Origin of the sequence: Mycolicibacterium palauense, from assembly GCF_002592005.1 — a bacterium.
GTDB lineage: Bacteria > Actinomycetota > Actinomycetes > Mycobacteriales > Mycobacteriaceae > Mycobacterium > Mycobacterium palauense.
Window position 1 is genome coordinate 72,316 of record NZ_NVQF01000008.1, and the last position, 20,508, is coordinate 92,823.

The 20,508-nt window shown below is 71.1% G+C and carries 21 protein-coding genes and 1 tRNA gene; 6 read left to right on the forward strand and 16 right to left on the reverse strand.

The window, feature by feature from the left end; genetic code table 11:
- Position 1: 1 nt before the first annotated feature.
- The 5 genes from CSR00_RS05415 to CSR00_RS05435 form a co-directional block, all read right to left on the reverse strand.
- Positions 2 to 1,765 carry a nitroreductase family deazaflavin-dependent oxidoreductase gene (locus CSR00_RS05415; protein ID WP_099021362.1) on the reverse strand — a complete coding sequence of 588 codons (1,764 nt, stop codon included), beginning with the start codon at positions 1,763 to 1,765 and terminating at the stop codon, positions 2 to 4.
- A 26-nt stretch (positions 1,766 to 1,791) separates the two neighbouring features.
- A complete protein-coding gene (locus tag CSR00_RS05420; protein ID WP_099021404.1) occupies positions 1,792 to 2,400 on the reverse strand; it encodes a TetR/AcrR family transcriptional regulator in 609 nt (202 codons plus the stop codon).
- Between the two features lie 103 nt (positions 2,401 to 2,503).
- Entirely contained in the window at positions 2,504 to 3,508 is a 1,005-nt protein-coding gene (locus CSR00_RS05425; protein WP_099021363.1) for a patatin-like phospholipase family protein, read from the reverse strand.
- 38 nt (positions 3,509 to 3,546) lie between these two features.
- Positions 3,547 to 4,785: a cysteine--1-D-myo-inosityl 2-amino-2-deoxy-alpha-D-glucopyranoside ligase gene (gene mshC, locus CSR00_RS05430; RefSeq protein ID WP_099021364.1), complete on the reverse strand. Its 1,239-nt coding sequence runs from the start codon at positions 4,783 to 4,785 to the stop codon at positions 3,547 to 3,549.
- A 33-nt stretch (positions 4,786 to 4,818) separates the two neighbouring features.
- Complete coding sequence (locus tag CSR00_RS05435; RefSeq protein ID WP_099021405.1) at positions 4,819 to 5,526, reverse strand: 3'(2'),5'-bisphosphate nucleotidase CysQ; 708 nt, start codon at positions 5,524 to 5,526, stop codon at positions 4,819 to 4,821.
- Positions 5,527 to 5,673: 147 nt separating this feature from the next.
- Between CSR00_RS05435 and CSR00_RS05440 the strand changes: the two genes are divergently transcribed.
- Complete coding sequence (locus CSR00_RS05440) at positions 5,674 to 6,138, forward strand: META domain-containing protein (protein WP_176561916.1); 465 nt, start codon at positions 5,674 to 5,676, stop codon at positions 6,136 to 6,138.
- A gap of 314 nt (positions 6,139 to 6,452) precedes the next feature.
- Here CSR00_RS05440 and arcC read toward each other — a convergent pair whose 3' ends face one another.
- The 9 genes from arcC to CSR00_RS05485 all read right to left on the reverse strand — a co-directional run bounded on the left by arcC (position 6,453) and on the right by CSR00_RS05485 (position 14,961).
- Positions 6,453 to 7,361 carry a carbamate kinase gene (gene arcC / locus CSR00_RS05445; protein ID WP_099021366.1) on the reverse strand — a complete coding sequence of 303 codons (909 nt, stop codon included), beginning with the start codon at positions 7,359 to 7,361 and terminating at the stop codon, positions 6,453 to 6,455.
- Between the two features lie 39 nt (positions 7,362 to 7,400).
- A complete protein-coding gene (locus CSR00_RS05450; RefSeq protein WP_099021367.1) occupies positions 7,401 to 8,405 on the reverse strand; it encodes an ornithine carbamoyltransferase in 1,005 nt (334 codons plus the stop codon).
- 37 nt (positions 8,406 to 8,442) lie between these two features.
- Positions 8,443 to 9,702: an arginine deiminase gene (locus CSR00_RS05455; protein WP_099021368.1), complete on the reverse strand. Its 1,260-nt coding sequence runs from the start codon at positions 9,700 to 9,702 to the stop codon at positions 8,443 to 8,445.
- A gap of 75 nt (positions 9,703 to 9,777) precedes the next feature.
- Positions 9,778 to 11,259: an arginine-ornithine antiporter gene (arcD, locus tag CSR00_RS05460; RefSeq protein WP_099021369.1), complete on the reverse strand. Its 1,482-nt coding sequence runs from the start codon at positions 11,257 to 11,259 to the stop codon at positions 9,778 to 9,780.
- A gap of 206 nt (positions 11,260 to 11,465) precedes the next feature.
- Positions 11,466 to 12,293, reverse strand: a complete 828-nt coding sequence (locus tag CSR00_RS05465) for an Rv2133c family protein (protein ID WP_099021370.1) — start codon at positions 12,291 to 12,293, stop codon at positions 11,466 to 11,468.
- Positions 12,277 to 12,864, reverse strand: a complete 588-nt coding sequence (locus tag CSR00_RS05470) for an Rv2134c family protein (protein WP_099021371.1) — start codon at positions 12,862 to 12,864, stop codon at positions 12,277 to 12,279. The genes CSR00_RS05465 and CSR00_RS05470 overlap by 17 nt, the downstream gene beginning before the upstream one ends.
- A 122-nt stretch (positions 12,865 to 12,986) precedes the next feature.
- The gene (locus CSR00_RS05475) at positions 12,987 to 13,715 is read right to left on the reverse strand and encodes a histidine phosphatase family protein (protein ID WP_099021372.1); all 729 of its coding nucleotides are present in this window, start codon (positions 13,713 to 13,715) and stop codon (positions 12,987 to 12,989) included.
- Positions 13,712 to 14,545, reverse strand: coding sequence for an undecaprenyl-diphosphate phosphatase (locus CSR00_RS05480; protein WP_099021406.1), 834 nt, complete (start codon positions 14,543 to 14,545; stop codon positions 13,712 to 13,714). The genes CSR00_RS05475 and CSR00_RS05480 overlap by 4 nt, the downstream gene beginning before the upstream one ends.
- A 104-nt stretch (positions 14,546 to 14,649) precedes the next feature.
- Positions 14,650 to 14,961, reverse strand: a complete 312-nt coding sequence (locus CSR00_RS05485; protein WP_099021373.1) for a hypothetical protein — start codon at positions 14,959 to 14,961, stop codon at positions 14,650 to 14,652.
- 109 nt (positions 14,962 to 15,070) lie between these two features.
- Here CSR00_RS05485 and CSR00_RS05490 point away from each other — a divergent pair, with 109 nt between their 5' ends.
- The 3 genes from CSR00_RS05490 to CSR00_RS05500 are packed head-to-tail and all read left to right on the forward strand — an operon-like array spanning position 15,071 to position 17,478.
- Positions 15,071 to 16,126: a YncE family protein gene (locus tag CSR00_RS05490; RefSeq protein ID WP_099021374.1), complete on the forward strand. Its 1,056-nt coding sequence runs from the start codon at positions 15,071 to 15,073 to the stop codon at positions 16,124 to 16,126.
- Positions 16,123 to 16,404 (forward strand): DUF5703 family protein, encoded by a 282-nt coding sequence (locus tag CSR00_RS05495; RefSeq protein WP_099021375.1) that lies wholly within the window; start codon positions 16,123 to 16,125, stop codon positions 16,402 to 16,404. Before CSR00_RS05490 ends, CSR00_RS05495 begins: the two co-directional genes overlap by 4 nt.
- Before the next feature lie 3 nt (positions 16,405 to 16,407).
- A complete protein-coding gene (locus CSR00_RS05500; RefSeq protein ID WP_099021376.1) occupies positions 16,408 to 17,478 on the forward strand; it encodes a quinone-dependent dihydroorotate dehydrogenase in 1,071 nt (356 codons plus the stop codon).
- Positions 17,479 to 17,558: 80 nt separating this feature from the next.
- On the opposite strand, the gene CSR00_RS05505 is transcribed toward CSR00_RS05500, so the two are convergent.
- Positions 17,559 to 18,089, reverse strand: a complete 531-nt coding sequence (locus tag CSR00_RS05505) for a YbhB/YbcL family Raf kinase inhibitor-like protein (RefSeq protein WP_099021377.1) — start codon at positions 18,087 to 18,089, stop codon at positions 17,559 to 17,561.
- 31 nt (positions 18,090 to 18,120) lie between these two features.
- Positions 18,121 to 19,473 (reverse strand): M20/M25/M40 family metallo-hydrolase, encoded by a 1,353-nt coding sequence (locus CSR00_RS05510; protein ID WP_099021378.1) that lies wholly within the window; start codon positions 19,471 to 19,473, stop codon positions 18,121 to 18,123.
- Between the two features lie 87 nt (positions 19,474 to 19,560).
- Here CSR00_RS05510 and CSR00_RS05515 point away from each other — a divergent pair.
- Positions 19,561 to 19,646: transfer RNA gene (locus CSR00_RS05515), tRNA-Leu, on the forward strand.
- 432 nt (positions 19,647 to 20,078) lie between these two features.
- Complete coding sequence (locus CSR00_RS05520; RefSeq protein WP_141564290.1) at positions 20,079 to 20,450, forward strand: YidH family protein; 372 nt, start codon at positions 20,079 to 20,081, stop codon at positions 20,448 to 20,450.
- Positions 20,451 to 20,508 lie beyond the last annotated feature (58 nt).

A 20,508-nucleotide genomic window follows, 5' to 3' on the forward strand; every position in this document is an offset into this window, starting at 1 on the left:
GTCAGCGCTGGCCGAAGGCCACCATCGGCAGCTGGTGCACCAGCCGGGCGCGGGCCGCGGCACTGCCGTCGTAGCGCCACCCCACCAGCCTGGACAGCGCGGCGCGGACCACCGGGGTGACCAGGCGATTGCGCCGCTCGTAGTCGGCCATCACCGCGGCGGCCTCGGATTCGTCCACGAACCGGCACCCGGCGGGGCGGTAGCGGCGGCCCGCGCTGATCACCTCGACCGGCGGGGTCTGCCGGATGTTGCGGTACCAGTCCGAGGACGGACCCCAGCCGGCGACGACGTACACCTCGCGCGGGTTCCTGCCCACCACTTCCAGCACGGTGCGGTACTGGCGCCCGGAGCGGCGGCCGACATGGGTGATGCAGGCCATCCGGCCGGTGAGCAGGCGACCCATGTTGTGCGCGTAGAGCCAGGCCGGGGCCTTCAGCAGCCGGCGGGTCACCGGCCCGGGGGTCCAGCGGCGGACGGCCTGCGGCGCCGCCCCGGCGCCCCCGCGGGCCGCCTCGGCGATGATTCCGGTGGTCTTGCCGGCCAGCGCCTTGCCGACGAACCGGTTGGCCAGCGGGAGCCGCTCGGCGGCCCACAGCGCCGCGCGGCGCAGCCACAACTGCCAGGCCGTGCGGGGCAGGAACCAGCCCGCGGCCGACCGGCCGGCCTCCTGCTTCTCCTCGACCACCGGACGCCAGCGTTGCTCGTAGGCGCGCAGCGCCTGCTCGACCGAATCGGCCCGGTCGAGCTCGTGGGCCAGCAGATAGGCGCCGGCGACCCCCAGGGAGGCCCCCTGCCCCGCCAGCAGCGAGACCGCGTAGCCGGCGTCGCCCACCAGCGTGACGCGCCCCTTGCTCCACTGCGGGATGTCGATCTGGGCCACCTGGTCGTAGTAGATCCGGTCGGCGGGCGGGCAGGCCTCCAGCGCCCTGGGCACCAGCCAGCCCAGCCCGCGATAGGCGCCGAGCAGCGCGGCCCGCGCGTCGGGGGCCAGCTCGGGGTCGGGCGCGCGGTGCACCGCGAAGGCCGCCAGCCGTCCGTCGCGCAGCACGTACAACCCCAGCTGCGCGTCGGTGGTGTCGGTGAGCACGAACCGGTCGCCGATCTCGGCGCGGATGTCGGGGTCGTCGAACATGAACGCGCTGGTGTGGAACCCGAGGTAGCGCAGGTACCGCGATTCCTCACCGAAGGTCAGGCGGCGCACGGTCGAGTGGATGCCGTCGGCGCCGACGAGCAGATCGGCCTCGAGGCGGCTGCCGTCGTCGAGGGTGACGGTCACCCCGTCCCCGGGTGCGCCGTCCGCGCCGCCGTCGTCGATGTCCACGAGCTCGGTGCCGAAGCGCAGGTCCACGTTGCCGGGCAGCCCCTTGCGCAGCACCTCCTCCAGGTCGGGACGCATCAGGGTGCACAGCCGTCCATCCAGCGCCTCACGCAGCTTGTCGTAGGGAATCACCGCGCGGGCCCGGCCCTCGCCGTCGACCAGGCTGACCGCCTCGACGGGGTAGGCCACCTCGCGGACGGCCGGCAGCAGGCCCATCGCCTCGACGGCGTCGAACCCGGGGCCGAAGAAGTCGATCATGTAGCCCTGCTCCCGGGGGCCGGGCGCGCGTTCGAGCAGCACCACCTCGTGGCCGAGTTCACTGAGCCGGGTGGCCAGGGTCAGGCCGGCCATGCCGGCGCCGCAGACCACCACCCGCAACGCGGGCTTCTCGGCGGGCCGGCCGGATGTCGGTTCGGGGGTCGTCTCGGGGGTCGGTTCGGACGTCACTGCGGGCTACTCCTCACGCTCTTGTCTCACGCTCTTGTCACGCTGTCGGGATCGGTTCGGCCCGCCGCAGCGGGTCCGGTGACCAGGCGGCGCAGGACGGTGGCCGCCGAGTCGCCGGACACGCCCGCGCCCAGTCCGCGGTGCAGGATCAGCCCGTCCAGGACGGCCGCCAGCACCGCGGCCGTGTCGTCGGGGTCGGCGACACGGTGCCGGCGCAGCAGTGCACCGATGGACGTGCGCAGGTCGCCGAGCACCTCGGCGATACCGTCGCGCAGGCTGTGGTCGCGGTTGGCCGCCAGCGTGGCCTCGATGAACACCAGGGACACCGGATCGTCGCCGGTGTAGGACTCGACCGAGGCCAGCATCGCGTCGACCAGTTCGGCCGGCGAGTCCACCGCTTCGAGCATGTCCCGGGTGTAGGCGGCGACCTCACGCATGGTGGTGAGCACGGCCTGGCGCAGCAGCGCGTCCACCGAGCTGAAGTGGTAATGCACGACGCTGGGGGTGACACCGGCGCGTGCGGCCAGCACCCGTGTGGTGACGCCGGCCCATCCGCGCTCTCCGATGAGCACCACCGCCGTCTCCAGGAGCCGACGCCGGACCAGTTCACCCCGTTCGGCGGATGCAGAACTCACCGCGACCTCCTCACCCGGACTATCGTACAGGTCGGTCGACCTGTACGAGTGCCCTAGTTGGACGGCGAGCTGAATCACCTGGTCAGAAGGTGATCGCCGCGGGTCAGCGGAAACGACGGACGTACTCCGGGAAGTCCCAGCCGCCCAGGAACTGCTCGGCCGCGGTGAACCCCGCGTCGTAGAGGACCCGCTTCTGCTGGGTGGACAGATCGAAGTCGAGCACGCCGACATCGGTGGAATCGACCCGGATGGTGCGGGCGCTGACCCACGGCTGACTCAGATAGGCCTGGTCGCGCCCCACCAGCACGGTGGTCACCACCTGTTCGAGCAGGGTGGGGCCGCCCAGCGCGTGCAGCGGCCGCAGCGCCGGGATGACCTCCTCGTTGCCGCCGGGCAGGTTGGGCAACAGGGTGACCCCGAAGGTCGGCCAGCGGGGTTCGAGTCCGTCGGTGCGATCCAGCGAGTCGATCGGGAAACTGGACAGCAGCCCGCCGTCGACGAGCGTCGAGGTCCGGCCCTGCGCGCTGGTCAGCGTGGCCGGGGCGTAGAAGAACGGGATCGAGACCGAGGCCCGCACCGCGTCGGCCACCGACTGGGCGTCCGGATCGAGTCCGTAGACCCCGTCGTAGTCCCAGGGCAGGCGGACCAGCCGGCCCAGGGTGACGTCGGCGACCGTCACCACCAGCCGGTAGCGCCGTTCGGGCGGCAGCGACCCGTCGGTTAGGGCCAGATCGGCGAAGGTGCGGACCCCGAGCTCGGCGAGGCGGTCGCGCACCCACCCTCGCAGCCGGTCTCCCCGGTAGATGCCCTCGCCGCTGAGCACGCCCCAGGCCGGGCCCAGTACCGGGATCCGCTCCACCGGTCCGGGATCCAGAAATGAGCGGTAGTCGATGCCGAAGGCCAGCTCGCGCAGCTGTTCGCCGGTGATCGGACCGCGCTGGGCGGCCGCGGCGAGCACCGCGCCCACCAGCGCACCGGCCGACGTTCCCGAGATGCGCTGCGGGGTGAACCCGGCGTCGGCCAGCGCCGCGACGGCGCCGACCAGGCTGATCCCCTTGACCCCGCCGCCGGAGAGCACCAGATCCGCGCGCAGAGTGTCGGGCCCCATGCCTGGCACGCTACCCGCGCCGGCTGACAGGACCCCCGCTACAGCGCCACGCCGAGCAGCGCGTCGACGGCGGCGCGCACCGCGGCCGGGGCGGCGACGTCGTGCCCGCCGTACTCCAGGGCGTCGGTACACCAACCATCCACGGCGGCAAGCGCTTTGGGCGTGTCGAGATCGTCGGCGAGGTGGGTGCGCAGGCGCGCGACGACGTCGGCGGGATCGGGCCCGGCGGGCAGCGCCGTGGCCGTGCGCCAGCGGTGCAGCCGGGCCAGCGCCTCCTCGAGCACCTGCGGGCTCCAGAACCGGTCGTCGCGGTAGTGCCCGGCGAACAGTCCCAGCCTGATCGCGGCGGGGTCGACCCCCTCGGCCCGCAGCCCGGACACCAGCACCAGGTTGCCCCGGCTCTTGCTCATCTTGTGGCCGTCCCAGCCGATCATCCCGGCATGCACGTAGTGTCGGGCGAAGCGCCGCTCCCCGGTCGCCGATTCGGCGTGGGCGGCGGAGAACTCGTGGTGCGGGAAGATCAGGTCGCTGCCGCCGCCCTGGATGTCCAGCCCCATCCCCAGCCGGGTCAGCGCGATCGCCGCGCACTCCACGTGCCAGCCGGGCCTGCCGGGGCCGAACGGGGAGGACCAGCTCGGCTCGCCGGGTCGCTCGGCGCGCCACAGCAGCGCGTCGAGCGGGTCGGCCTTACCCCGGCGTTCGGGATCGCCGCCGCGCTCGGCGAACAGCGTCATCATCACGTCGCGGTCGTAGCCGGATTCGTAGCCGAACTGGACGGTGGCATCGGCACGGAAGTACACGTCGGGGTGCTCGGAGTCGTCGACGACGTAGGCCGCCCCGGAGGCCAGCAGCTTCTCGACGACCTCGACCACCTCGCCGATCGCGTCGGTGGCCGCCACGTAGTCCTGCGGCGGCAATACCCGCAGCGCGGCCATGTCCTCGCGGAACAGCTGGATCTCCCGCGCGCCCAGGTCCCGCCAGTCGACGCCGTCGCGATCGGCGCGCTCGAACAGCGGGTCGTCGACGTCGGTGATGTTCTGCACGTAGTGCACCCGGTGACCGGCGTCACGCCACAACCGGTACACCAGGTCGAACGTCAGATAGGTCGCCGCGTGGCCCAGGTGGGTGGCGTCATAGGGGGTGATGCCGCAGACGTACATCCTCGCCGTCGGCCCGGCCGACACCGGCCGCACGGCCCGGTCGGCACTGTCGTACAGGCGCAACTGCGGACCCTGCCCGGGGATCTCCGGAATGTCGGCGGCCGACCACGATTGCATGCCTCGACTTTAGGGTGGCTCCGGGGTGTGGGCTCAGCCGGCCATCCGGATGGCACCCAGCAACCGGCCGGCGAGCTCGGGGCGGCACATCAACAGGTCCGGCAGGTAGGGGTCGGGACGGTTGTAGATCATCGGGGAACCGTCGAGCCGCGAGGCATGCAGACCGGCGGCGAGCACCACACCGGCCGGCGCGGCGGAGTCCCATTCCCACTGGCCGCCGGCGTGAATGTAGGCGTCGACGTCACCGCGGACCACCGCCATCGCCTTGGCCCCCGCCGACCCGATGCGCACCAGCTCGATGTCGAGCACGTCGGCGATCGCGTAGAGCACCCGGGGCGGGCGGTTGGCGCTGGCGGTGATGCGGATCGGCCCGCTCGGCCGCGGGGGCGGGGGCGGCACGGTGTCGCTGCGGTACACCTCGCCGCGGGCCGGGAGCGCCACCGCGGCGTCGGTGATGCGGCCCTCGGGCCCGCCGACGCGCCGCCACAGCGCGATGTGCACGGCCCAGTCCTCGCGGTAGGGCATCGAGAACTCACGGGTGCCGTCGACGGGGTCGATGATCCAGACCCGGTCCGAGCCCAGCCGGGCCAGGTCGTCGTGTGCCTCCTCGGACAGCACCGCGTCGTCGGGGCGCGTCGCCCGCAGCCGGCGCAACAGCAGCTTGTTGGCCTCGCTGTCCCCGGCGTCGCCGAGGGCCCAGGGGTAGTCGAACCCGACCTCCTCGCGCAGGGCCACCAGCATCCGGCCCGCCTCCTGCGCCAGATCGGCGGCCAGCGCCGCATCGGTCTGGTTGTCCGCCGGGCTCACCCCCTCAGTATCGGTGGTGGCCTGTGCGGGCGCCGCACGGGCCCTCGGCCGTCCGGGGCGCGACGTGACACCATGGCAGGTATGGGGGCCTGTGTGGACGCTGCGCGGTCGGTTGCGGCGGTTTCGGTGATCGGGGCCGCCCTGGTGGCCGGGTGCGGCTCCGGCGAGCCCACGGACCCGCTGGCGGGTACCAGCTGGCAGCTGATCGCCGTGCAGTCGATGGCCGACGAGCAGGGCACCACCGAGGTCGCCGATCCGAGCGCGTTCACCGTGAGCTTCGGTACCGGCTCCGAGGCCGGCCGGGCCACCTTCCAGCTGGACTGCAACCGGGGCAGCGGCTCCTACAAGGTCGAGCCCAGCGGCGACGGCTCGGGGTCGCTGACCTTCGGCCCGGTGGCCACGACGCTGATCCAGTGCCCGGAGCCCTCCCTGGACCAGCGGGTCTCCTCCGCGCTGCCACACGTGCGCGGCTATCTGCTCGAGGACAACCAGCTGCACATGTCACTGGTCGCCGACGGCGGGATCCTCACCTGGGAGCCCACCTGACGGGTGTCCCCGGCCCTGATCTCCCACCTTCACCGCACCGAGTGTGCGCTCAGAACGGAACCCCGCACCGCCACCCGTTCACGGCGCACCGAGTGTGCGCTCAGAACGGAACCCCGCGCCGGCACCCGGTCTCACCGCACCGAGCGTGCGCTCAGAACGGGGCTCAGCCGGCACCCGTCCTCACCGCACCGAGCGTGCGCTCAGAACGGGGCTCAGCACCCGCACCCGTCCACGCCGCACCGAGTGTGCGCTCAGGACGGAACCCCGCGCCGCCACCCGTCCTCGGCGCACCGAGTGTGCGCCCAGAACGGGGCTCAGCCGGCCCGCACCCGGGTTCCCGCGCCGCCGGCGACGATGGTGTCGATGTCGACCAGTGATCCGATGACGGCCTCGTTGCCGGTGGCCCGGACGAAACCGCAGGCCGCCTCGACCTTGGGGCCCATCGACCCCGCCGGCAGGTCGAGCTCCTCCATCTCGGCGGCCGTGGCCTCGCCGACCTTGGCCTGTTCGGGGGTGCCCCAGCCGGTGTACACGCCGTCGACGTCGGTGGCGATGACGAGCAGGTCGGCGCCGAGTTCGACGGCCAGCAGCGCCGAGGCCAGATCCTTGTCGATGACGGCCTCGACCCCCTGCAGGTCGTTGTTCTCGTCGTACATCGTCGGGATCCCGCCGCCGCCGGCACAGATCACCACCACCCCGTTGTCCACCAGGGCGCGGATCGGCCGGATCTCGAAGATCCGCTTGGGTTTCGGGCTGGCGACCACGCGCCGGAACTTGTCCCCGTCCGGTGCGATCGACCAGCCGCTGGCCGCGGCCAGCTTCTCGGCGGTCTCCTTGTCGTAGACCGGGCCGATGGGCTTGGTCGGATGGGCGAAGGCGGGATCGTCGCGGTCGACCTCGATCATCGTCAACAGCGTGGCCAGCTGCTGGTGGCCCGGCAGCAGATTGCCCAGTTCCTGTTCGATGACGTAGCCGATCATCGCGTCGGTCTGGGCACCGAGGACGTCGAGCGGGTACGGCGCGACATCGGTGTAGGCGCTGGCCTGCAGGGCGAGCAGCCCGACCTGCGGCCCGTTGCCGTGCGCGATCACGATCTCGTTGTGCGGGACGACACCGGCGATGCGCTCGGCGGCCAGCCGGATGTTGGCCCGCTGGTTATCCGCGGTCATCGGCTGGCCGCGCTGCAGCAGCGCGTTACCGCCCAGGGCGATCACGATGCGCACGGCCCACCCTCCTGCTCTCGGCCCCTTCTGCTTTCACTCTCAGCCCAGCGCCGACACGAGGACGGCCTTGATGGTGTGCATCCGGTTCTCGGCCTGTTCGAAGGCGATGTTGACCGGGCTCTCGAACACGTCGTCGGTGACCTCGATGCCGTTCTTGAGCGCCGGGTATTGCGCGGCGATCTGGGCTCCCACCGTGGTCTCGGAGTTGTGGAACGCCGGCAGGCAGTGCATGAACCGCACCCGCGGGTTTCGCGCGGCGGCGATCAGCTCGGAGTTGACCTGGAACGGCATCAGCTCGTCGATGCGTTCACCCCAGCTCTCGATCGGCTCGCCCATCGACACCCAGACGTCGGTGTGGATGAAGTCGACGCCCGCCACCGCCTCCTCGGGGTCGTCGGTGACGAGCATCCGTGCGCCGGACCGGTCGGCGAACTCCCGGCACAGCGTGACGTGCTCCTCGGCGGGCCAGAGGTCGCGGGGCGCGCCGATGCGCACGTCCATGCCGAGCTTGGCGCCGGTCAGCAGCAGCGAGTTCGCCATGTTGTTGCGGCCGTCGCCGACATAGGCGTAGGCGATCTCGTGCAGCGGCTTGGCGCAGTGCTCGGTCATGGTGAGCACGTCGGCGAGCATCTGCGTCGGATGGAACTCGTCGGTGAGCCCGTTGAACACCGGCACCCCGGCGTAGGCGGCCAGTTCCTCGACGATGTCCTGGCCCGCGCCGCGGTATTCGATCGCGTCGTACATCCGGCCGAGCACCCGGGCGGTGTCCTTCATCGACTCCTTGTGCCCGATCTGCGAGGAGGTCGGGTCGATGTAGGTGACGTGGGCGCCCTCGTCGTGGGCGGCAACCTCGAAGGCACAGCGGGTCCGCGTGGAGGTCTTCTCGAAGATCAGCGCGATGTTCTTGCCCTCCAGGCTACGCCGGACGGCGCCGGAGTACTTGGCGCGCTTGAGATCCCGGGCCAGATCGATCAGGTAGAGCAGATCCCGTTCGCTGTGGTGTACCAGGCTCAGCAGGCTGCGGTTGTGCAGGTTATAGGCCATTGCCGTCTCCTTCGGGGACGCGGGTGGGGGTCGATCCTCAGTCGTAGACGGGATCTCGCAGAATCGGGCAGGTCATGCAGCGCCCGCCGCCGCGACCGCGGCCCAGCTCGCTGGCGTCGATGGTGACCACCTCGATACCGGCCTTGCGCAGCGCGGTGTTGGTCAGCGTGTTGCGGTCGTAGCCGATCACCACGCCCGGTTCGACGGCCACCACGTTGTTGGCGTCGTCCCACTGCTCACGCTGGATGCCGTAGACGTCGCCGGCGGTCTCGACCACCCGGAAGTCCACTCCCAGTGCGGCACCGAGGGTCTCGATGAACCCCTTCGGTTCGACCCGCACATCCAGCCCACCGGGGGTGCCCGGATCCGGACGCAGGCTGATCGGGGTGATGTTGTCGACGACGGGCGCGTAGGCGGTGACCACATCGCGGTCGCAGAAGGTGAACACGGTGTCCAGGTGCATCGCCGAGCGGGTCTTGGGCAGGCCGGCGATGATCACCCGCTCGGCGGCCTCGGCGGCGAACAGGTTGCGGGCCACCTGCGAGATGGCCTGGCGCGACGACCGCTCCCCCATCCCGATGACGACGGTGCCCCTGCCGATCGGCATGACGTCGCCGCCCTCCAGCGTCGCCGCCCCGTAGTCGCGGGGTTCGCCGTCGGCGTCGCCGAGCCAGACGTGGTACTCCGCGCCGGCGAAGGCCGGGTGGAAGTTGTAGACCGCGGTGGTCAGCAGGGTCTCCTGGCGCCGCGCCGGCCAGTACATCGGATTCAGTGTCACCCCGTTGAAGATCCACGCCGAGTTGTCGCGCATGAACTGGGTGTTGGGCAGCGGCTTGAACACGAAGCCGGCCGGCTCGGTCTCGGCGAAGACGTCGAGGAACGGGCCGGCGACCTCCTTGGGCACCTCGTGGAAGGCGATACCGCCGATGAGATGGCTGGCCAGGTCCGCCGCGGGCATCTCCTCGAGCCAGGGGCGCATCTCCTGGCGGATCATCGGTCCGACCTCGTTGTCGGTCAGCTTGCGGTCGAGCACCCACGCCCGCGCCGCCGGGTCGGCGACCACCTCGGCCAGGCAGTCCTGCAGGTCGAGCACCTCGACGCCGCGGTCCTCCATCTTGGCGACGAAGTCGTAGTGGTCGCGGCGGGCCTGGGCCAGCCAGATCACGTCGTCGAACAACAGCTCGGCGCTGTTGTCCGGCGTCAGCCGCTGGTGTGCCAGGCCCGGCGCGCAGACCAGCACGCGGCGCAGCGTGCCGATCTCCGACCAGACACCCACCCGGGATTGCGATCCAGTCATTCCGGAATGTCCTCTCAGTGGTGATTTCCCTCGGCGGACGGCGAGGACCCCTTGCGGGCCAACGCCGTTCGAACGCTATTCCAGGGGATTGAGGCTGCCGCTGACCATCAGGACGACGGCGAGCACGGAGACCGCCAGGATCGCCGCGAAGACCACCCACTCCCCCGCGGTGAAGACGGCGAGCTTCTTCTCCCGGCGCGCCCAGGCGAACAGGACGGTGCCCACCAGGTAGGCCACGGCGGCCGTCAGCAGGTACTCCCAGCCGCCGGCGAAGACCAGCCAGACGGCGTAGACGAGCGCGACCGCGCCCATGACCAGATCCCGCGTGCGTCCATGACCGTCCTGGTAGGTCTCGCCGCGGGCCGCCAGCAACACCTGGTAGGCCGCCGACCACAGGTAGGGCAGCAGGATCAGCGAGGTGGCCAGCAGCACCAGGGACAGATAGGTGCTGTCGTTGAACAGCGTCAGCACCAGCACCACCTGGACGCAACCGTTGGTCAACCACAGCGCCGCCGCGGGCGCGCCGTGCGCGTTCTCCCGGCCGAACAGCTCCGGCATCACGCTCTGCTGGGCGGGTACCCGCAGGATCTCCGCGCACAGCATCACCCAGGCCAGCAGCGCCCCGAGCAGGGAGATGATCAGGCCGATCGAGATGAACCCGGCACCCCAGGCGCCCACCTGCTGTTCCATCAGGCCCGCCATCGACGGGTCCGGCAGCCCGGCGATCTCGGCCTGGGCCATCAGCCCGTAGGACAGGAAGTTCACCAGCAGCAGCAGCGCCAGCACGGCCCCGAACCCGAGCAGGGTGGCGCGCCCGACGTCCCTGCGCTTGGCGGCGCGCTGCGAGTACACCGCCGCGCCCTCGATGCCGATGAACACCCAGACGGTCACCAGCATCATGTTCTTGACCTGGTTGAGCGTGTCGCCCAGGGGTTCGCCGTCGATGGCCGTGCGGGCGCCCCAGAAGTCGGCGGTGAACAGTCCGGCCTTGAACCCGACCGCGGCCACGCCGACGAAGGTCAGGATCGGCACGATCTTGGCGACGGTGACGATCACGTTGACGAACGCCGCGGTCTCCACCCCGCGCAGCGTCAGGAAGTGCACGATCCACAGCACGATGGACGCACCGATGACGGCGGGCACGGTGGTGCCGCCCTCCAGCGCCGGGAAGAAGTAGCCCAGGGTGGCGAACAGCAGCACCAGATAGGCGACGTTGCCCATCCACGCCGAGGCCCAGTACCCGAAGGCCGAGGTGAAGCCGACATAGTTGCCGAAACCCTCACGCGCGTAGCCGTAGACGCCACCGTCGACATCGGGTTTGCGAGTGGCCAGCGTCTGAAAGACGAAGGCCAGCATCAGCATTCCGACACCAGTCACCAGCCAGCCGATCAGCAGCGGGCCGGGCGCGGCGCTGCCGGCCATCTGCGACGGCAGCGCGAAGATGCCGCTGCCGATCATCGAGCCCACCACGATGGCGGTCAGCGCGGCCAGGCCGAGCCCGGCCCGCGGCGAGCGGTGCCCCCGGGTGGCCGGCGATGCGATCTCGGTGTCTGACATGCCCGCTCCCCTGCTGTGTCGTTGCCCGGTGTCGTTGCCCGGCGTGTTACATCGCCGTAATGACCGTAGCCAGGTCGACCCTAGTCAGGTTGGGATCGGCGGTCGTGGGGCCTTTGGTCACCAACCGGGGATGCCGCAGGACTTCGGCCCGCCGCGTCGGGCCGCCCGGAAAAGGGTCGGTTGAGCGGCGGTGAATCGGCGGTGAATCAGAATGCGGGCCAGGGAATGGGCCGGCGGCGGTCCGGTCCGGGCATCACCGGGTTGTCGAGCAGGCAGCGGGCGCGCCGACGCAGGGCCGAGACCTCGCCGGCGGTGAGGTGTCGGCCGAGTTCGTCGGCCAGCTCGCCCCGCAGCGCGTCGGCGAGCTCGGCCACCGACTCCAGGGTCTCGTCGTCGACGGGTTTTCCCGCCCAACCCCACAGCACGGTGCGCAGCTTGTCCTCGGTGTGCAGACACAGCCCGTGGTCCACCCCGTACACGCGGCCGTCGACACCGTGCAGGACGTGGCCGCCCTTGCGGTCGGCGTTGTTGACCAGGATGTCGAAGACCGCCATGCGGCGCAGCCGGGCGTCGTCGGCGTGCATCAGGATGACCTCGTCGCCGGCGTAGTCGTAGGCCCGAAGCACCGGCAAATAGCCGACGGCGGGCCGCCCGGCCGGGCACAGATCGACCAGGTCCAGCCCCTCGGGTTCACCCTCGGAACTCTCGTCGCCGGGCTGGTCCACCCACTGCTGCAGCATCCCGCGGCCGGCCGGGCCGTCACGAATGATCGTGTAGGGCACCACATCCCACCCCAGGGCCGCCGAGACGAGGTAGGTCGCCCGCTCCCGGTCGGCCAGGGTCCCGTCCGGGAAATCCCACAGCGGCTGCTCGCCGGCCACGGGCTTGTACACGCAGTGCGCGACGTGGTCCTCCCACCGCGATTCGCACAGGAATGTGGCGTTGCTGGCAGAGCGGATCCGTCCGATGACCGTCAGTTCGCCCTGGCGCAGTGTGCTCTGCTGCCGGGACTGGCTCTCAGACGTCGGGCTCATCGTCGGACCCGAACAGCGCGGCGCGCCGGTAGCCGTTGGTGCGGACGCAGATATGGCCCTCGGGGTCCAGCGGCTCGTCGCACAGCGGGCACGGTGGCCGGCCCGCCGAGATGACCCGCTCCGAGCGGCTGGCGAACTGGCGCGCCGACTCCGGGGTCAAGAAGACCCGCACCGCGTCGGGCCCCTCCTCGGCGTCGTCGAGCACCAGGGAGGCGTCGAACTCGTTGTCGGTGACCGCCAGCAGCTCCACCACCACGGTCTGGGCCTCGGAGTCCCAGCCCAGGCCCATCGTGCCGACGCGGAACTCGGCGTCGACCGGGGTGACCAACGGACTCAGGTCCTCGACCTCGGTGGTCTCCGGCGGCAGCGGTGTGCCGAACCGGCGGTTGATCTCCACCAGCAGCGCGCCGATGCGCTCGGCGAGCACCGCCACCTGCTGCTTCTCCAGCACCACCGACACCACCCGGGCGTCGTGCACGGCCTGCAGATAGAAGGTCCGGTTTCCGGGCTGTCCAACGGTCCCGGCCACGAAGCGGTCGGGTGTGCGGAAGACGTGGATTGCGCGGGACATGACCCTTCCAAAATACCGGTTAACCGTGCTCAGCCGTAATTGGTCGGGCCCGCCCCTCGCCGCCCCGGCCGATCCCGACCCGAACCCGAGTCAACACCGCAGCGCACACGGCCGGCACCATGTCAGTCGGTGGAGCCGCCGATGACCGCGTCACCACCGTCGGCCGCCGTCGGCCCGGCGTCCGGGCCGCCACCCGACTCGCCCTCGCCGGTCCTCGGCGGGGTGCTCAGCGCCGCGGCCAGCGCCGGGCCGGTGTGGTTGACGTGGACGACGAACGGGCGGTGCGGCGTGTAGCGGATCACGCTCATCGATGCGGGGTCCACGGTGATGCGCTGGAAGCTGTCCAGGTGCAGTCCGAGGGCGTCGGCGACGACGGCCTTGATCACGTCGCCGTGGCTGCAGGCCACCCACAACACGTCGGCGCCGTGCTCGTCGGCCAGCCTGCGGTCGTGCTCACGCACCGCCGCCACCGCACGCGCCTGCACCGCCGCCAGGCCCTCGCCCTCGGGGAACACCGCCGCGCTGGGCTGCTGCTGGACCACCGACCACAGCGGCTCCTTGACCAGGTCGGCGAGCTTGCGGCCGGTCCACGCCCCGTAGTCGACCTCGGCGAGCCGTTCCTCGACCACGGGCTCCAGCCCCAGCCGCTGCGCCAGCGGCTCCAGGGTGCGCGCACACCGCAGCAGCGGGGAGCGCACCAGCGCCTTGATCGGCAGATCGGCGACGCGGTCGACGACGCCGGCGGCCTGGCCGGCGCCCTTCTCGTCGAGGTCGATGCCCTCGGAGCGCCCCGCCAGGGTGTGCGCGGTGTTGGAGGTGGAGCGGCCGTGGCGCAGCAGAATCACCGTCATGTCGCCGAGACCACCCCGGCCCCCAACAGCGCCAGCACCACCGCGCCGACGATCACGCGGTAACCGACGAACCAGTACATGCTGTGGGTGAGCAGGAACCTCAGGAACCACGCCACCGCGGCGTAGCCCACGACGAAGGCGATGAGCACCGAGACGGCCAGCTGCGGGCCCGTCGCGCTCATGCCCTGCGTCACCGGCGCGAAGGCGTCGGGCAGCGAGAACAGCCCGGAGGCGAACACCGCGGGAATGGCCAGCAGGAACCCGAACCGGGCGGCCAGCTCGCGGTCGAGGCCGAGGAACAGCCCCGCGCTGATGGTGGCCCCGGAGCGCGACACGCCGGGCACCAGGGCCAGGCACTGGGACAGGCCGACGAGCACCGAGTCACGCCAGCTCAGCTGCTCGGCGTGGCGGGTCTGACGGCCCAGGCGCTCGGCGGCCGCGATCACCACGGCGAACACGATCAGCGCGGAGGCCACCAGCCACAGGTTGCGCGCCCCGGTGCGGATCTCATCCTTGAACAGCAGTCCGAACACCCCGATCGGGATGGTGCCGATGATCACATACCAGCCCATCCGGTAGTCCAGGTCGGCCCGGCGCTCCGCGTTGAGCAGGCCGGCGAACCAGGCCCGCACGATCCGCACGATGTCCCTGGCGAAATACAGCAGCACCGCCAGCTCGGTGCCGATCTGGCTGACCGCGGTGAACGAGGCGCCGGCATCGTCGCTGAAGAACACCCGCGACACGATCGCCAGGTGCCCCGAGGAGGAGACCGGCAGGAACTCGGTCAGCCCCTGGACGACGGACAGCACCACCACCTGCAGCCAGGACATCGCGGGTACGGCGATCTCCACGGTTGAGCTCCTCCCGCACTGGGCATCGGTCGGCCAGACCGAGACGACCGTACCGTGCGCTTCCTGGGAGTGTGCTGGGGAGATCAGCGATGGGCGCGGGACACCGGCTGGGCGATGGCGACCGCGTCGCGCACCGCGGCGGCCACGCTGCGCTCATCGGCGAGGTCGATGTCGACCAGGCCGCGGGTGGCGGTGGCCACGACGTCCTCGGCCTGCGGCACCGGTCCGGACAGCCGGGGGCGGTACACCTCGACCACGAGCTGCTGGTGTTCGACGAAGAAGGAGAAGCTCCGGCCGTCGCCCAGCTGCCCGAAACCGCTGGCGTTTATTCCGGCCGAGAGATCCTCGATCACGAACTCGCGGCCGTCGGCATCCCTGTCCGCGGCTAGCGTCATATCTGGGACCATACCGCTGACGCACGCGCACCACCGGCAGGACGGGCCCAATTGTTTCCTACAATCGCGATCTGACGGTCCAACCCACGATCAAACCGAGAGCCACTCCTTGATTCAGCACCACAAACACGCGACCACCCGGATTTATGTGGGCCTGCTCACGGCGTTGCTGACCGGCGGAGCGCTGCTGGGTTGCTCGACGAAATCCGTCGATGTGGCCCCGCCGACCATCGAAACCGCCCGGCCGGCGGTGTCCCCGCCGACCAGCGTCGCGCCCGCCGGCACCGTGCGCCCGCTGACCGGGCGGCCGCTGGCCGCGGCGGTCGCGCCCGGGGCGCGCGCCCTGCTGGTGCTGACCGCGGGAACCGACCAGGCCCCGTCGGTGCTGACGGTGCTGCCCACCGGCGGGGGCCCCACCCGCACCGTTGTGCTGCCCGGGCCGGCCACCGCGCTGGTCTCCGACGGTGGCACCACCGCCTACCTGGCGTCCCGGGGCAGCTACCTGACCGTCGACGTCGAGGCCGGCACCGCCGCCCGGGTCGACGTCAGCGGCCAACCCGACACCGAGTTCACCGCCATCGCCCGGCGCGCCGACGGCAGGCTGGTACTGGGCAGCGCCGACGGCGCGGTGTACATCCTGGCCGCCCCGTCGCACCATGCCAGTGCGGTCGAACACCGCACGGAGATCTTCGCGCGGGTGGATTCGCTTGTCACCCAGGGCAATACCACCGTGGTCCTGGACCGCGGGCAGACCTCGGTGACCTCGGTGGCCGCCGACGGCAGCGCCCAGCAGGCGCTGCGGGCCGGCGAGGGTGCAACCTCGATGGCCGTCGACCCGGTGGGCCGGGTGCTGGTCACCGACACCCGCGGCGACGAGTTGCTGGTCTACGGCGTGGATCCGCTCATCCTGCGTCAGCGCTACCCGGTGTCGGAGGCGCCCTACGGCGTGGTCGGCTCGCCGGAGCTGGCCTGGGTGTCACAGACCGCGGACAACGTCGTCGTTGGTTACGATCTGTCCACTGGAATCCCCGTGGAGAAGGTGCGTTACCCCACCGTGCAGCAACCCGACATCCTGGCCTTCGACGACGAAGCGGGCACGCTGTACGCCGTGTCGGGGTCCGGGGCCGGTGTGCAGGCCATCAGCGACGCCGGAGCACGGCGGTGACGGGCGCGCGCCGGGGCCGCATGCCGGCGGGCTGGGAGGCCGGTCTGTCCGACGACTACGAGTGGGTGCCGCTGCGGCTGCCCCCGGACGTCACCCGGATCACCGCGTCCACCCGGCTGTCGATCGAGGCCGAATACCGCGGCTGGGAGTTGACCAAGGTCCGGTTGTACACCGATGGTTCTCGACGAGTTCTCCTGCGCCGCAAGAAATCCCAGGTGCAGAATCCCCTCGGGAATCGGTGTGCCGACGGCCCGGTGGCCGCCCCCACGGAGCCGTAGCCGATGTATGACCTGATGCGCCGGGCGCTGTTCCTGGCGCCCCCGGAGCGGATCCACGGGGTGGCCTTCGGCGCCCTGCGCGCCGCCACCGCGGCCCCCCCGCTGCGGTCCCGGCTGCGCGCGGCGCTGGGGCCCACCGACCCCGCGCTGGCCAGCACGGTGTTCGGGGTGCACTTCCCCGGGCCGCTGGGCCTGGCCGCCGGCTTCGACAAGGACGGTCTGGGCCTGAACACCTGGGGTGCGCTGGGCTTCGGCTACGCCGAGGTGGGGACCGTCACCGCCCAGCCGCAACCGGGCAATCCGGCGCCGCGGTTGTTCCGGCTGGCGCAGGACCGTGCGCTGCTCAACCGGATGGGATTCAACAACCACGGTGCCGGGGCGCTGGCCATGCGGCTCTCCGCGCACCGGCCCGACGTGCCGATCGGGGTCAACATCGGCAAGACCAAGGCGACGCCGCCCGCCGGGGCGGTCGAGGACTACCGGACCAGTGCCCGGCTGCTGGCGCCGCTGGCCGCCTATCTGGTGGTCAACGTCAGCTCCCCCAACACCCCCGGGCTGCGGGACCTGCAGGCCGTGGCCGCGCTTCGGCCGATCCTGGAGGCGGTGAGCGCCGAGGCCGCGCCGAGCGTCACGCCGGTACTGGTCAAGATCGCCCCCGACCTCTCCGACGCCGACGTCGACGCCATCGCCGACCTGGCCGTCGACCTGGGCCTGGCCGGCATCGTCGCCACCAACACCACGATCTCGCGGGCCGGGCTGCGCACCCCCGGGGCCGCCGACCTGGGTTCCGGCGGCGTCTCCGGGCCCCCAGTGGCGCGGCGTTCACTGGAGGTGCTGCGCCGCCTCCACGACCGCGTGGGGGGACGGCTGGCCCTGGTCAGCGTCGGCGGCATCGAGACCGCCGACGACGCCTGGCAGCGCATCGTCTCCGGGGCCTCGCTGCTGCAGGGTTACACCGGTTTCATCTACGGCGGCGGGCTGTGGGCCAAACACATCCACGACGGGATCGCCGCGCGGCTGCACGAGGCGGGTTTCGCCACGCTGAGCGAGGCGGTGGGGTCGGCCCGGCCCTGACCGACGCCGAGCGCAACCCCGTGGTGGGAATCGGCGCGGATTTCCGCTACGGGGTTAGGCTCGGCGCGCGGTCGGTCGGGTCAGCTCTGCTCGTAGGTCCCGTGGATCACCGCGCGGGCGATGGCGTTCATGAACAGGTTGAAGCCCAGGTAGGCCGGGGACGCGTCCTCGGCGAGTTCCAGCTTCTCCACCCTCACCGCGTGCACGGCCACGAAGTAGCGGTGCACACCGTGCCCGGGCGGCGGGGCCGCACCGATGTAGCGGCGCATCCCGGCGTCGCCGACCAGCGTCAGCGCGTCCCCGGGCAGCAGGCTGCCGTCGCCGGCGCCGGCGGGCAGCTCGGTGACAGTGGCGGGCAGGTTGGCCACCGCCCAGTGCCAGAAGCCCGACGCGGTGGGCGCGTCGGGGTCGAAGACGGTGACGGCGAAGCTGCGGGTCTCCTCGGGGAAGCCCGACCAGCTCAGCTGCGGGGAGACGTCCTTGCCGCCGGCCCCCATGATCCCGCTGACCTGGGCGTTGGCCAGCGGTTGGCCGTCGGCGAAGGACTCGCTGGTCAGGGTGAAGCCGGGCAGCTTCGGCAGGAAGTCGTAGGGGTTGTACGGAAACGCCATGGGTGTCCTTTCTCCGGGTGTTCGGCGGCGCTCAGCAGTGCTTGAGGAAGTGCTCCATTACCTCGGTTCCGAACCGTAGCGCGTCGGTGGGTACCCGCTCGTCGACGCCGTGGAACAACGCCGCGAAGTCCAGCTCCGGCGGCAACCGCAGCGGGATGAAGCCGAAACAGCGAATACCCAACCGGGCGAAGTGTTTTGCATCGGTCCCGCCGGACAGCATGTAGGGCACGGTGCGGGCGTCGGGGTCCACGGCCAGCAACGCGCTGTTCATCGCCTCGACCAGATCCCCGTCGAAGCTGGTCTCGTAGGACGGCAGCTCGGTCACCCATTCGCGGGTGACGTCGGGGCCGATGATCTCGTCGACCTCGGCCTCGAACGCGGCCTGCCGGCCGGGCACGATGCGGCAGTCGACCACCGCCTCGGCGGTCGCCGGGATCACGTTGGCCTTGTAGCCGGCCGAGAGCATGGTGGGGTTGGCGGTATCGCGCAGCGTGGCGCCGATGATCCGGGCGATCCCGCCCAGCTTGGCGACCATCCCGTCCAGATCCGGCGAGGTGCGGTCGAAGGTGTAGCCGGTCTCCTCCCCGACGGCGGTCAGGAAGTCGGCGACGGCGTCGTGCACCACGATCGGGAAACGGTGCCGGCCGAGTTTGGCGACGGCCTCGGCCACCGCGGTCACCGCGTTGTCGGAGTGCACCATCGAGCCGTGCCCCGCCCGGCCGCGGGACTTCAGGCGCATCCACAGCATGCCCTTCTCGGCGGTCTCGATGAGGTAGAGCCGCCGCTCGCCGCCGTCGCGGCGCGGAACGGTCAGGGAGAACCCGCCGACCTCGCCGACGGCCTCGGTGACGCCGTCGAAGAGGTCGGGGCGGTTGTCGACCAGCCATTTCGCGCCGTAGTTGCCGCCGGCCTCCTCGTCGGCCACGAACGCGAAGACCAGGTCACGCGGCGGCACGATGCCCGCGCTCTTGAAGTGCCGGGCGACGGCGATCATCATCCCGACCATGTCCTTCATGTCGATGGCGCCGCGACCCCAGACGTAGCCGTCCTCGACGGCCCCGGAGAACGGGTGCACGCTCCAGTCGGCGGCCTCGGCGGGCACCACGTCGAGGTGGCCGTGCAGCATCAGCGCTCCCCGCGTGCGGTCGGCGCCCTCGAGCCGGGCGAAGACATTGGCCCGGCCGGGGGCCCCGGACTCGACGTAGGTAGTCTCGTAGCCCACCTCGGAGAGCCGATCCTGAACCCAGCGGGCGCACTCCTCCTCGCCCTTGGTGGTCGCCAGCTCCCCGGTGTTGGAGGTGTCGAACCGGATCAGCCTGCTCACAAGGTCGACGACTTCATCGGCCGCCTGTCGGGGGGAGGTCACAACACCCTTTCCTACCATTGGTCCGCCCGGCCCCGGGGGGTGGGCGTTTGGGTCCAGGCGCCACGATCCGTTAGCCTTAGCTGCCCAACGCGCAAGTGTGGGCTGGTCCGAGTGGCGGAATGGCAGACGCGCTAGCTTGAGGTGCTAGTGCCCTATTAACGGGCGTGGGGGTTCAAGTCCCCCCTCGGACACAACAGCAGCGCGGTACATCACCGCAGCTGACCGGCGCGCAGAGCGCCGTCGTTGACCCGCGTCCGCGACGTTCGCAGTAGCGCGGTCCGGCCACGTGACGGACTCGGGTGACTCCGGTGGCCCGGCAATGTACCGGTCGCGGCAAGCGTGGAAACGGGCCGGACGATTGGGGCCGGCGCTGTGGTTCTGCGCGACGGGCGAGGCGCTGTGCCGACGGTCCGAAAACGGAATAACGAGCGGGACATGTTCCGCGGCGGTAGGCCCGATGTCGGGGACCTCCCAGGGCCACAGCGGTTGCCGACGTCGCCGAAGAGCTTGCGGTGGAACTGGATCCGGCCCGCTTACAGTTGTTGGCATGTTCACCATCCCGACCCCGCCGCGCGCACGGCACACCGACCAATCGCGTACGCCCCATTCGGTCGGTGACGAACGTGACTGAACCGCCGCTGGACACCTCGACCCGGATGGCCGTCGAACGCACACGCCTGGCGCTCGAGCGCACCACCATGGCCTGGATTCGCACCAGCACCTCGCTGATCGCCTTCGGGTTCACCATCTTCAAGTTCTTCCAGTACCAGGCCGAGCAGAATCACCGCACCGTGTTCAGCCCGTGGGTCGTCGGCATGGTGATGATCGGCATCGGACTCACCGCGCTGACACTGGCCTGGTTTCAGCACCGCCAGGAGACCGCGGCGCTACGCGCGAAGGATGCACACCTGCCGTACTCACTGGCCGGCGTCATGGCCGGCCTGATCGCGATGCTCGGGATACTGGCCTTCGTCACCGTCGCCTGGCGACTCTGACCGCGGCCCTCACCACAGAGCGCTCTGCTGCGGAGCCGCCGGGCCGACGCAGAGTCTG